The 13,369-nt window shown below is 60.1% G+C and carries 9 protein-coding genes; 7 read left to right on the top strand and 2 right to left on the bottom strand.

Annotation, left to right across the window (positions count from 1 at the left end; genetic code table 11):
* Positions 1-16: 16 nt before the first annotated feature.
* Positions 17-1,213, bottom strand: coding sequence for an MFS transporter (locus tag ACUZ9Q_RS01545; protein WP_215646662.1), 1,197 nt, complete (start codon positions 1,211-1,213; stop codon positions 17-19).
* A 165-nt stretch (positions 1,214-1,378) separates the two neighbouring features.
* Positions 1,379-3,712, bottom strand: coding sequence for a heavy metal translocating P-type ATPase (locus tag ACUZ9Q_RS01540; protein ID WP_449247199.1), 2,334 nt, complete (start codon positions 3,710-3,712; stop codon positions 1,379-1,381).
* An 80-nt stretch (positions 3,713-3,792) separates the two neighbouring features.
* Between ACUZ9Q_RS01540 and ACUZ9Q_RS01535 the strand changes: the two genes are divergently transcribed.
* From ACUZ9Q_RS01535 to ACUZ9Q_RS01505, 7 genes are all read left to right on the top strand, one after another.
* Positions 3,793-3,990, top strand: a complete 198-nt coding sequence (locus ACUZ9Q_RS01535) for a heavy-metal-associated domain-containing protein (protein WP_022657692.1) — start codon at positions 3,793-3,795, stop codon at positions 3,988-3,990.
* A 391-nt stretch (positions 3,991-4,381) separates the two neighbouring features.
* Complete coding sequence (locus tag ACUZ9Q_RS01530) at positions 4,382-5,854, top strand: M99 family carboxypeptidase catalytic domain-containing protein (RefSeq protein ID WP_449247198.1); 1,473 nt, start codon at positions 4,382-4,384, stop codon at positions 5,852-5,854.
* A gap of 7 nt (positions 5,855-5,861) precedes the next feature.
* On the top strand, positions 5,862-6,857 hold the full coding sequence (locus ACUZ9Q_RS01525) for an NAD(P)H-dependent glycerol-3-phosphate dehydrogenase (RefSeq protein WP_449247197.1): 996 nt from the start codon (positions 5,862-5,864) through the stop codon (positions 6,855-6,857).
* Between the two features lie 769 nt (positions 6,858-7,626).
* Entirely contained in the window at positions 7,627-11,340 is a 3,714-nt protein-coding gene (locus ACUZ9Q_RS01520; protein WP_233483669.1) for a complex I subunit 5 family protein, read from the top strand.
* Positions 11,340-12,311 (top strand): respiratory chain complex I subunit 1 family protein, encoded by a 972-nt coding sequence (locus tag ACUZ9Q_RS01515; RefSeq protein WP_192112241.1) that lies wholly within the window; start codon positions 11,340-11,342, stop codon positions 12,309-12,311. Before ACUZ9Q_RS01520 ends, ACUZ9Q_RS01515 begins: the two co-directional genes overlap by 1 nt.
* 25 nt (positions 12,312-12,336) lie before the next feature.
* Positions 12,337-12,771 (top strand): NADH-quinone oxidoreductase subunit B family protein, encoded by a 435-nt coding sequence (locus ACUZ9Q_RS01510; protein WP_034604940.1) that lies wholly within the window; start codon positions 12,337-12,339, stop codon positions 12,769-12,771.
* 1 nt (position 12,772) lies between these two features.
* The gene (locus ACUZ9Q_RS01505; RefSeq protein ID WP_192112240.1) at positions 12,773-13,351 is read left to right on the top strand and encodes a 4Fe-4S dicluster domain-containing protein; all 579 of its coding nucleotides are present in this window, start codon (positions 12,773-12,775) and stop codon (positions 13,349-13,351) included.
* The last annotated feature ends 18 nt before the right edge of the window (positions 13,352-13,369 follow it).

Genomic DNA, 13,369 nt, shown 5'->3' with positions numbered 1-13,369 from the left:
TGGCGGGCCTTCGTTTTTACTCTTCCCGGCATTTCCAGTTGATGGAGCGACCCCACAAAAGCAGGAGCAGCACGCACACGCTGCTAAGCGCCAGCGCCGGAGCAAAGCCGCCCAAGTATTCGCGCACCACGCCCAGCAGCAGAATCAGGCCCACATTCACGCAGTTGGCAAGCATGGACATGAAGCCGATGCCTGTTGCCGTATGGCTGGCCCCAGCGGCCTCAATGGTCAGGGTAAAAACAGAAGCATAGGTGCCGCCGCAGCACACGGCCAAGGCAAAGGCGCAGGCCAGCAACATCCATGTGCTGCCAGCCAGAGCAAGAAGCAGATAAAAAAGCCCGATGCCGAGTACAAGGGCCACAAGAAGTTTCTGCTTGGGCAGGGCGCGGCCAAGTTCGCCGCCTGCAATCCGCGCCATTGTGCCTGCCAGCAGAACAAGACTTGTGGGCAAGGCCCAGGCTTCTGCGTTGCTGCTGCCTGCAACGGCCCCAGAACTGGCGCTGTCCGCCAGCATCACGGAAAGCCAGTTGCCCAGAGCCGTTATGGTGCCGAAAGAAAATCCGTGGCAGCAACCGATAAACCACAGCCGCCTGTTGCGCGCCACCTGCCCAAGCACGCGCAGCACATTGCCCGCAGAGGTCGGTTCTGTTCTGGTTTCCCGGCGCAGCGGCGCAAGGGGCGGGCACAGGAGCGAAGCCAGCAAGGCCACGGACATAAGGCCCCCCAGAATATAGGCTGCCGCCCAGCCGCTTTCGCCAAAATATGGCAGCACGATAAAGGGAACCATTGTTCCCAGGCTGAATGCCGCGCCCTGCAAGCCTTGCGCCCGACTCATGAATGCCGGGGGGCACAGGGTCTTGACGGCGGAAACCATTGAAAGAAACAGCAAGCCCGTAGCCAGACCGATAAGCATGCGCATACACACGGCCAGAACCATGTTGTGCGGCAGGAGCAATGGCACAAAGCCGCCAGCGGCGCACAAAAGAGCCGAGAGCGCCAGTGTGCGCAGCGTACCCAACCTGTCCACCACAAGGCCCGCTGGAACCTGCACCAGCGTGTGCGCCCAAAAGGGCGCGCTGAGAAAAACACCAAGGCCTGCGTAATTCAGGCTGAAAAGACTCCTGAACTGCTCCGCCACGGCGGATACGTTCAGAAACATAAAACCCATGCCCATACAGCCCAGAGCAGGAAGCCAGTAATAAACGGGAACCATACAGCGTCCTTGCCGCGAAACAGACGCGGGCGGGTTTGCCCTCGGTCAAACAGCTATTTCAGGCGGTAACAGTTCTAAAAAAAACGGTTGCGCCCCAATGGAACGCAACCGTGTGGATGTATACCCCTCAACGCTGATCCGCAATGCCTGAAACAGGGGCCTCGCCTAGCGCATGATCTTGAAGAAACGCAGCCGCAGAGCGTTGGTGACTACGGAAACGGAAGAAAGCGCCATGGCCGTGCCCGCCAGCATGGGCGAAAGCATGGGGCCGCCAAAAGCATGCAGCAGGCCTGCCGCCACAGGCAGGCCGAGCACGTTGTAGCCGAATGCCCAAAAGAGATTCTGACGGATGTTGCGCATGGTCGCGCGCGAGAGCGCCAGAGCCGTGAGCACGGCCTCCATGCCGTCCCGCATGAGCACGATATCGCCCGCCTCGGCGCTCACGTCCACGCCCGTGCCCACTGCCATGCCCACATTGGCGGCAGCCAGAGCCGGGGCATCGTTGATGCCGTCGCCCACCATGCCCACCACGTGGCCTTCATCCTGCATCCGCCGCACATAGGCGGCCTTGTCTGCGGGCAGCAGGCCAGCGGCAATTTCCTCCACGCCTGCCAGCGCTGCCACGGCTTTTGCCGTGCGCTCGTTGTCGCCTGTCAGCATGACCACGCGCACGCCCATGCCGCGCAGGGCTGCTACCACTGAGGCTGATTCGGGCCGCAGGGCATCCGCAAGGGCCAGAATACCCGCAAGGCTGGTGCTGCCATTCTTTTCAAGAGCCAGCAGCAAGGGAGTCTGCCCCGCCTCGGCCAAGAGGGCCAGCTTTTGCTGCGCTTCTTCCGACACGACGAGCCCGCGCTCAGTCATGAATGCTCTGTTGCCCACGGCAAGGCCGTAGTCCACGCCATCCAGCTTCACCCGGCCCGAAATGCCCATGCCGGGCGCTACCTGCACATCATCCACGGGCAGTGATGCGAGATTGCGCTCCCTTGCTGCGCCTACAAGGGCCAGTGCCAGCGGGTGCTCGGAGCGCGCCTCCAGCGAGGCTGCCATGCCCAGCAACGTATTTTCGTCCATGCCCTCCGGAGCATCCAGCAGTGTCACGCCTGTCAGCACGGGTTTGCCCGTGGTGAGGGTGCCTGTTTTGTCCACGGCCAGCACGCTGATATGCCCGGCCTGCTCCAGGGCAGCGCCGTTCTTGATGAGCACGCCAAGCTGCGCGCCCCGCCCCGTGCCCACCATGATGGACATGGGCGTGGCAAGACCCATGGCGCAAGGGCAGGCCATGACCAGCACAGCCACAAAAATCGTCAGCGGCGTTGTTATGGGTTCAGAGCTGAACACAAGCCATGCAAGGGCCGCCACAAGGGCAATGACCATGACGGCGGGCACAAAATAAAAGCTTACCCTGTCGGCCAGCCGGGCGATGGGGGCCTTGCTGCCCTGAGCCTCGCGCACCAGTCGTATGATGCGGGCAAGACGGGTGTTGCCGCCCACGGCGTCAGCCACAAATGTCAGCGAGCCTTCGCCGTTTACGCTGCCCGCCGCCAGCTTGTCCCCCGGCCCGATGGGTACCGGGATGGATTCACCCGTGAGCAGCGACAGATCGACAGCGCTTTTGCCGGTCAGCACGGTACCGTCAACGGGCACACGCCCGCCAGGACGCAGCAAAAGATGATCTCCCACGCGCACCTGTGCCAGAGGAGTTTCTTCCGGCGCTGCGGCGGCATCGTCAGGGTTGAGCCGCAGGGCCGTTTCCGGCGTCAGGCTCATGAGCGCGCCCATGGCATCGCCAGCGCGACGCTTGGCAACGGCCTCCAGATACTGGCCGAATTCGATCATGGTCAGCAGCACCGCGCAGGATTCATAATAGAGGTTCATGGCGCGGGTCATGGGTTCGCTGCCGGCAAGCCCCAGCAGGGTGTTGCCAAGGCTGAACAAAAAGGCCGCGCCCGTGCCCACGGCCACAAGGCTGTCCATGGCCGGGGCCTTGCGCAGGAGGGCCTTGATGCCGTCCACATAGAAATGGCGGCCCAGCCACACCACGGGCAAGGTGAGTACAAGCTGCGCCAGCATGAAGGCGCGTGGCGAAAGGTGCGGATCAAGCGCCTGCGGCAATGGCAGGCCGAGCATATGCCCCATGGAGATAACAAGCAGAGGTACGGCAAAGGCAACCATGGGCAGCAGACGACGCAAACGGGCCTGAATGTCAGCCGCAGCCCTGGCCTTACCTTCTTCAAACTGGCGCGCGGCGTCATCGTCCGCAGCGGGAGCCGCACTGAACCCAAGGGAGGCCACGCGCTCCATTATCCTTTGCTGCAAGTCGCTGTCCTGCCCGTCGCCGGGCCACACTTCCGCACTGGCGGCAGCAAGGTTCACGCTGATTTTTTCCACCCCTTCCATGCGGCCCACTACCCGCTCAATGCGCGAGGAGCAGGCGGCGCAGTGCATGCCGCTGATGTCAAAACGCAAAGGGCAGGCTTTATCCGTAGTTGTACTCATGGGTTCTCCACTTGTCATTCCGTATGGCGGCGAGTAAGCTGTAGATGAAAATGAAAACTCATTCCTGCATGGAGGATATGATGAAAACCCTGAAAGTCAATGGCATGCGTTGCGGCCACTGCAAGGCCGCTGTAGAAGAAGCTGCGGCAAAGATATCTGGCGTTGCCAATCCCCAGGTCAGCCTTGAGGATAAAGAACTGCGCTTTGAAGAAAGCGGGCCGGTGGATTTGCAGGCCTTGAAGACAGCCATCAGCAACATTGGTTTTGACCCGGAATAAGCTCATGAATCTGTGACAACCATCACAGAACTACACCTTCATGGCGCGCTGCCCGATTGCAGGTTTTCAGACCATGCACGGCAGCGCGCCTTTGTTTCATGCTGCCACCAGTGGTGTTTTTTACAGACGCCGTTCAGGCAAGGGCGCACAAGACTTCTCATGACATCACGCTGCCAGGTGACCCTGCCTTGCGCGTCCAGAGTCCGTTCATCTTGCCGTTTTCTGCCGAATAGCGTAGTTCTTGGCAGGTAAATACGGTCACTGATCCACTGCACCTTCAGCGCGAAACACCACAGGCATGCTAATACAAACCACTCGCATCATCGGCATATTTTGCGCGGGCAAGGGCTGTTTTCAAGCCCTTCTGTTCTTTTTCCTGTGCTGTTTTTTCGTGGCTGCTCCCTCAGTGGCGGCACCCGGCAACTTTGCGCTGGACTTTACAACTATCCGGCTGGGCGACGATGCGCAGGGGCTGACGCAGGGCATCCCCGCAATTGTACGCCCTGACAGAAGTGATACTGTAACCGCCAGTGCAGATGCAGCCGCTCAGCTGGCGGCTCCGGCTTCGCCAGTGGTGCTGGTGGTTGGCGGCATTCAGGGTGATGAACCTGGCGGATTTTCTGCCGCGACGCTGCTGACCACACACTACACCATTCGCAAAGGCGTGTTGTGGGTTGTGCCAAACCTCAATTTCCCAAGTATTATCAAAAGGTCACGCGGGCTGCACGGCGACATGAACCGCAAGTTTGCCAAACTTGACGACCACGACCCAGAATTTGGCACCGTGCGCCGCATTCAGGAACTCATAAGCCACCCCCGCGTGGGGCTGGTGCTCAACCTGCACGATGGCAGCGGGTATTACCGCCCCACCTTTGAGGACAAGCTGCGCAATCCCAACCGTTGGGGGCAGTCTGTGATCATTGACCAGGAAGCGCTTGACGGCGTGTTCATGGGGTCACTGGGAAATGAAGCCCGGCAGGCCGCAGAATCGGCCAACAGCAAGCTGCTCTCCCCGCAGCATGCCTTGCACGTGCACAATACCAGAACTGCCGAGGGCGATCACGAGATGGACAGAAGCCTCTCGTACTACGCTGTACGGCAGGGAAAGGCAGCCTTTGGGCTTGAAGCAAGCAAGGAATTTCCTGTTGAAGTGCGGGCATATTACCACCTGCTGATGGTGGAATCGTTTCTTGCGCAGGCTGGGGTGGAATTTACACGCGGCTTTGCGCTTACCCCCGAGGGAGTGCGCGAAGCCCTGCTGGACAAGCTTGACGTCACCTTTGCCGACAACAAGGTTTTTTTGCCGCTGGAAGATGTGCGCCCGGCCATCAACCTGCTGCCGCTTTCCAAGGATGCTCCAGCACAAGCGGTCACATCCAAGCCCATCATGGCAGTGCTGCCCTGCGCCAAGGGCGAGGAAGGCCAGTACTGCGTGCACTATGGCAACCGCATGATCACTCTTATCCGCCCCGACTGGCGCGAAATGGACCATAGCATCACAGGCATGCGGGTATTGGCTGACGGGCGCGAAACCGAGGCCCCCTTCGGGCAGGTGCTGGAAGTGAGCAAGAGCCTGCTCGTGCAGCCAACAGAAGGCTACAGAGTCAACGCCATCGGTTTTGACAGCGGGCGCAAGGACGAAAGCGGCGAGGTCATGGCTCTCAAGGATTTTCAGTCCCGCTTTTCCGTTGACCGCCAGGGCAGGCTGTATCGCGTTGAAGTATACAAAGACCAGCGTTTCAGCGGCATGTTTCTGGTGCGTTTTGGTTCAGGCAGCAACCGCCTGACAAGCAAGGAAACTCCGTCCATTCCCAAGGACAGACTGCCCGACAAACCGGGGCAGGAATCAAATCTGGGGTTCTGAGCCTACCATGTCCAATCCTGAAATCTGCGTTGCTGGCGGCGGGAGCTGGGGCACGGCCCTGGCGCACCTGCTGGCGGGAAACGGCTACAAGACCTGCCTCTGGCTGCGCGATGCCGCAGTGGCCGAGGCTGTGCGCAACCGGCACGAAAACCCGCGCTATCTGCCGGGCTTTGCCCTGCATCCCAGCCTTGACGCTACCACTGACCCTGCCGCCATGGGGCGGGAAATCGTTGTGCTGGCGGTTCCCTGCCAGCAGTTGCGTGGCTGGCTTGCCGCCAACGCTGCCTTCTTTCGCAAAAACGTGGTGCTGGTAAATGCCGCCAAGGGCATTGAAACCACAAATCTCGCCACGTGCGCGGAGGTGACGGAACAGAGCCTTGGGCATCTTGCACCCCGCTACGCGGCACTTTCCGGGCCATCTTTTGCTGCGGACGTTCTGCGCGGTCTGCCCACGGCCGTGGTTCTGGCTACGGCGGACGAAGCTCTGGGGCACCTGCTGCGACAGATATTTTCCGGCAGCGCTTTTCGCTGCTATTCCAGCACCGATGTGATGGGCGTTGAAATGGGCGGCGCGGTCAAAAATGTCATGGCCATAGCTGCCGGCGTTTGCGACGGCCTCGGCCTTGGGCACAACAGCCGCGCGGCGCTCATTACCCGTGGCCTTGCCGAAATGAGCCGTCTTGGGGTTGCCCGAGGGGCACAGCCGCATACCTTCATGGGGCTTTCCGGCCTTGGGGACCTCACCCTCACATGCACGGGCGACCTTTCGCGTAACCGCCAGGTAGGCCTGCGGCTGGGGCGCGGTGAAAAGCTTGAACATATCACGACCAGCCTTGGCATGGTGGCCGAAGGTGTTAAAACCACAGCCGCCATTCACAAGCTTGCCCGCAGGCTTGAAGTTGACGCGCCTCTTACAGACGCTGTGTACAGCATCCTGTATGAAGACAGCGATCCTCAAGAGGTGCTGCACAATCTTATGTCCCGCCGCCTGCGTGACGAATAGCGCAGTACACTCCACATCAGCATTGCACCATTCCATATAACATGCATTTTGCAGTGCAAAATGCTGTTTCCCTTTTCTCTGATGCAGCAAGTTCTGGAGCTTTTCGGCAGCCGCAAGCCCGGCCCGAAGAGCGCTGCTTTTGCCCGCTCTACCCCCTCTTTTTTCCCCTTCAGAAAATTTTTTTCTTTTTTTTCACGGGGTCAAAATTTTATTTCACATTTCTTGTGCTGCGCACACACTGGTAAAATAAATCACAAAAAAGGTGACTGCGCGCAATGGAATTGTTATCAATTTCGGCGCAATTTTAACACGTTTTTTAAATTTGTATTACTTCATTTTTTGCGCGATCACCCCCTTTTAACGATAGTTCAAAAAATCACATTTTAACGTGGCGTTGTCATTGAATTTCACAACGTTGCACAATGCATTAGCGCTTTTTTGCACAATTTGTTTGTGTAACCAGTTAAATCAAGACTAACATACCGATTTCACAGCCTCTCAAAATCGCGCAAATAGCAAACCGTTTATTGCTCTCACCCTCACATTACCCATTTTGATACCATTTTTTGCAATCTACCTGTTCTTCTTGGAAGAGTTGTTGCTTGCAACGGTTTGCAAAGTGGGCTAAGCCAAAAAAACTTTTTAAGATCATTTTTTCACGACATGGTATTGTGGTGATACCACGATGCCATTTAGGAAGTGCGGCCCGGACTTGACCGGGTTGATCCGCCGGGTACATCCGAGAGACCCGCAAACCACGGGGCAAACTATGACGGAATCACTGTTTTCGGCAGGCGGCTTTCTTGTGCCGCTTCTCGTGGGCATGGCCCTTATGCTGTATGGCGCGGCGCAGTCCGTGCGACAGCGCAACAATCCCCGCAGCCTGATCCTATGGGGTTCGCTGCATGATGCAGGCATTTTCTGCCTGGGTCTTGGAGCAAGCGGCGGCATCAACAGCACGGGCCTGTGGCTTTTTGTGCTGTTCCAGGCAGCCGCACGGCTGCTGGCCTGGGCCGCCCTTTCACGGCTGACCCCCCCGGCGCTTAACGCACCGGTGCAGCTGCAGGATTTGCGCGCCACTGGCAAACGTCAACCCTGGACAGCAGCCTGCTTCGGCCTTGGCATGCTGGCTGCAGTGGGCGGCTCGCCCTTCCTGGTGCCTGAAGCCCGCATGTTCATCAGTTCTGGCATTCTGGGCAGCATGCCCGGCGCCATGGCGGCGCTCATGTGCATGGCCATTGCCACCACAGTTCTTATCTGGCTGCATGTGGAAGCAGTGCGGATTGCCGTGCTGGACACCACAGGCGAAGAAACCCCGGCTTCATGGGCAGCGCCTTCCGGCAATGTTTTTGTGATGCTGGGCCTCGCGGTAGTTGTGGCTCTGTTGGGCCTGTTCAGAGGCCCCATCACCGAACTGTTCGCTTCTTCCTACAATGTGGCTGTACCGCATTCGGCAACGCACCCGGCATACTGGTGTTATTACGCCGGTGCGTTCCTGACCGGCATCGCATTCCTGGCAAAGTTCGACCGCGCGCCCCTGGTGGGCGTGGCCTTCTCCGCTCTGGCGCTGGCGACCACCATCGCCACGCCTGCGGGTCCCACGGCCAAACTCTTCCTGGTTATGATCGCCGTTGTGGGTCTGGTCGTCAGCATATACTCGCTGAGCTACATCCACGAACGTCAGGGCCGCTACTGGTTCTTCCTGCTGCTGACATTCGCATCGCTGGCGGGCATCGTCTCCGCCGCCGACTCGGCGACCATGTACGGCTACTGGGAACTCATGACCTTCGCCTCCTACTTTCTGGTGGTGCATGAGAACAACCGCAGCGCCTACAATGCTGGCCTCAAATATTATGTAATGTGCGCGGGCGGCGCGCTGTTCATGCTGCCTGGCCTTCTGTTGCTGGGCGATCCTTCGCTTTCGTTCGGGCTGATGCAGGGCGCATTTGTGCTCTGCCTGGCTGGCTTCGGCGTGAAAATGGGTCTTGTGCCCCTGCACTCCTGGCTGCCTGACGCCCACCCAGCCGCGCCTTCCTCGGTGTCTGGTCCCCTTTCGGGTATCATCACCAAGATGGGCGTGTTCGGCATAGTGGCAGTGCTGCTCATGCGGCCCATGATCATGGGCATGCCCGGCCTGTTCGGCCTTTCCTGGCTGGGCACCGGCCTTGTGGCCATGGGCGCGGCAACCCTGATCTTTGGCGAGATCATGGCTCTGCGCCAGGACGACATCAAACGCATGCTGGCCTATTCGACCCTCGGGCAGATTGGCGAAATCGCCCTGGTGCTCGGCGTAGGCACGTGGCTTTCGACCACAGGCGCGCTGTGGCACATGCTCAACCACGCCATTATGAAAGACCTGCTCTTCCTTGGAGCTGGCGCTCTCATCATGCGCGCGGGCAGCCGCAAGCTTGCAGACCTGCGCGGCCTTGGCCGCCAGATGCCGGTGACCGTTGCCTGCATGGGCATCGGCCTTGTGAGCATCATGGGGCTGCCGCCTTTTGGCGCTTTCTACAGCAAGTTCCTGATGATTCAGGCGGCCACCGCCGCCGGGCACATCTGGCTGGCGGCCCTGATTCTGGGCGGCTCGCTGGTGGGCCTGATCTACTACACGCGCATTCTGAAAACCCTTGTGTTTGAAGAGCGCCCCGCCGACCTGCCCGCCGTGACCGAAGCGCCGCGCAGCATGCAGATCGGCCTGATCATTCTGGCGGGCATTTGCGTTATCATGGGCCTTGCCCCGCAGCTCGCCATGAACCTTGTGGTGCCGGTGGCCTCCATGTGCTTTACGCCCAACCTCAACGACCCCGATGTGCTCCTGGCCATGAATGTGTCCTGGCCCATCTTCGTGGTTGTTCCTGTGTTTGGCGCAGTGCTGCCCGCCCTGTTCTACCGTGACCGCAAAAAGGCCGGATGGGCCAGCGTGGGCGTGTTGCTGTTCACCGCGCTGCTGGTCATCCTGTTTGGCCGCGATCTGGATACGCTTTCCTTCTGCTTTGCCCTGCTGGTTCCTGTGCTTGGCGCGGTCAACATGGCCTACGCCCTTGGCTACATGGAACACAGCCACCGCCAGTGGCGCTTCTACTGCGCCTTTACCGCCATGTGCGGCGGCCTGGTGGGTATGGCCGCCAGCCAGTACATGCTGAGCTTCTTCCTGTTCTGGGAAATAATGAGCTCGTGGACGCTGTATCTGGCCATTGCCCATGAGGGCGACAAGGACTCGCTGCGCGAGGCCTTCAAGTACTTTATCTTCAACGTGTTCGGCGCGGGCTTCATCTTCCTGGGCCTGTGCGTTGTGGGGCCGTTCACGCCTTTCAACGCCACCCTGCTCACGGGTGCCGCACCTTACATTCCCCACGGCGCGGCATGGCTTGGCATGGCCCTGCTGGCCGCCGGCTTCCTGATGAAGGCGGCCCAGCTGCCCTTCCGCATTGACTGGCAGATGCACCCGGCCCTGGCCCCCACGCCTGTTTCCGGCTACATCTCGTCCGTGCTGCTTAAGAGCGCCATCTTAGGCCTCATCAAGCTGTTCATGCTCATGGGCGGCGGCTTCATGCTGGCCGGCGTGCTCGGCGGCATGGAGCAGAACATCATCAGCACCGTTGCCATGTGGATCGGCGGCATCACCATCATCATGGCTGCCGTGCAGGCCCTGCGCACCAACGTCATCAAGCTTGTGTTCATCTATTCCACTGTGAGCCAGCTTGGGTACATGGTGCTGGCGGTTGCCGCTGGCGGCGCGCTGGGTTACGCGGGCGGCATGCTGCACGTGATCAACCACGTGTTCTTCAAGGATCTGCTGTTCCTTGTGTGCGGCGCAGTCATGTTTGCCACCCACAGGGAAACGCTGGAAGACCTCGGCGGCATTGGCCGCCACATGCCCTTTACCCTTGCCATGTTCGCCATTGCCGGGCTTTCGGTTGTGGGCGTGCCGCCCACCAGCGGATTCTCGTCCAAATGGCTCATCTACCATGCCCTCATGGAAGCGGGCCAGCCCTTCCTGGCGCTGCTCTCCCTGATCGGCAGCGTGCTGACCATGGCCTACATCGCCAAGTTCCTGCATGCGGCCTTCCTGGGCCAGCCCTCGCCCAACCTGCACGAAGTGCATGAGGCCCCGCTGATCATGCGCGTGCCCATGGGCATTCTGGCTGCCGGTTGCGTGATCACGGGCGTGTTCCCCGGCCTGGCCCTTAGCCCCATCAACAACGTATTGGCTGAATACGGCTTTATGCCGCTCAACGTGGGCCTGTCCGGCGTGCTTTCCGGCCCCGGCGCATGGAACGCCACAGGCATGTTCGTCATGATGGCCCTTGCATTTGCTGGCGGACGCTGGTTCGTGCTGCGCTTTACCCGCCTGCGCGAAATCGACGTCCACACCTGCGGTCTGCCGGTCGAAACGTCCACCAGCCGCATGAAGCCCTCCAGCATTTTCGGGGAAATCCTCGGCCTTATGGGCGGCAATAAGCCCGCCAAGGAGAACCGCTGATGAGCGACACCCTGCTTGCCATACTGCACATGTGCATCTTCCCCGGCGGGGCCTTTGCCCTGCTGGTGGCGATGTTCTTCAAAGGACTTGACCGCCGGGTCGAGGCGCGGCTGCAGCGCCGCGTCGGCCCCCCGCTGATCCAGCCCTGGCTCGACATCGCCAAGCTGCTGACCAAGGAAACCCTTATCCCCAAAACCGCCTGCCGTTCGGCCTTTTTGATGGCCCCGGTGTTCGGTTTCACGGGTATGGCCGTGTGCGCGGCCTTTATCCCGATCCCCGGCGTGTTCAACGGCCTGTTCAACATGGGCGACCTGCTGGTGATCTTCTACCTGCTGCCCATCCCGGCCATGGCCATCATGCTGGGCGGCTCGGCCTCCAGTTCGCCCTACGGCGCTGTGGGCTTCTCGCGCGAAATGATGCTGATGCTGGCCTATGAAACGCCGCTGCTCATGATTCTGCTCTCTGTCGCCATGCTTACGGGCAAGGTGCTGAGCGGCGGTGCCTGGGGCGCGGAGTTCTCGCTGCTCAAGATCGTCGCCATGCAGCAGCAGGTGGGTTCCTTCGGGTTCAACCCGACCATGATCCCAGCTCTGCTGGCTTATCTGATCTTCCTGCCCGGCACCATGGGCGTTGTGCCCTTTGATATCCCCGAGGCGGAAACTGAACTGATTGAAGGCCCCCTGCTGGAATACGGCGGCCCCCTGCTGGCCCTGTTCCAGATCACGTCCGCGCTCAAGACCTTTGTAGTTTTGGGCTTGGGGGTTGCGCTTTTCTTCCCCGGCACCATATCTGACATATGGCTGGTGAATCTGGTCTGGTTCCTGCTCAAGTGCCTTGGGCTCATGCTGGTTTCGCTCACGCTGGTCAAATCGGCCACCGGGCGCTTCCGCATTGACCAGGCCTTCCGTTTCTACATAACTGTGCCCACGGCGCTTGCGCTGTGCAGCCTTATACTGGTCTGGGTGATGTAAGGAGGCCGACGTGTCGCTGGATAACATGCTTAAAAAACTCTCCGTGCGGTCGCCGTGGCTTTTCCGCATCAACGCAGGCTCGTGCAACGGTTGCGACGTGGAACTGGCAACAACCGCCTGTATTCCGCGCTATGACGTGGAACGCCTGGGTTGCCGCTATTGCGGCAGCCCCCGGCATGCCGACATTGTGCTTGTAACAGGCCCTCTGACCACCAGGGTGCGTGACCGCGTGCTTAAAGTGTGGAACGAAATTCCCGAACCCAAGGTCACTGTGGCGGTGGGCATCTGCCCCATCTCGGGTGGCGTGTTCCGCGAAGGCTATTCCATTGAAGGCCCGCTTGACCGCTACATCCCGGTAGACGTCAACGTGCCCGGTTGCCCGCCTCGCCCGCAGGCCATTCTTGAGGCTGTGGTGCTGGCGCGTTCCATCTGGCTGAAAAAACTGGGCGTGGAGGAGTGATATGGCGGGCTTTCTGAAAGTTCTGTTCCGCAATTTGCTGGAAGGTCCAAGTACCGACCCCTTCCCCTTGGGCGAAACCTTCACCCCCGAAAGGCTGCGCGGCAAGGCTGTTGTGGATCCCGACCTGTGCATGGGCTGCGGCATCTGCCGTCACTCGTGCGCGGCAGGGGCCATCAACATCTCGCCGCTGCCCGACCGCAAGGGTTTTACCATCACCATATGGCAAAACTCCTGCTGCCTGTGCGCCTCGTGCCGCCATTACTGCCCCACCGGGGCCATGAGCATCACGACCGACTGGCACACCGCGCATCCGGAATCGGAAAAATTCAACCGCATCGAACAGCAGACAGTTCGCTACGAGCCCTGCGCCGGTTGCGGCGAGCTTATGCGCCCCCTGCCCAAAAAGCTGGCCGAAAAGCTCTATGCCTATAATGACGAAATCGACAGGGATCTGACGCGCAGGCTCTGCCCCAAATGCCGCCAGCTTGAGGACGCCAAGCGCAATGCCTGCGTACTGCCCGCCGCCAGCGGCGAGGCAGCGGCGACCAGCGTCACTTCTGCCGCTCCCACCAAGGATTAGCGGTTCATACCCGCGGAG

This window comes from Desulfovibrio desulfopostgatei (assembly GCF_053570645.1).
The sequence above is the reverse complement of the archived record's forward strand: the minus strand, read 5'-3'. Positions and strand labels throughout refer to the sequence as shown.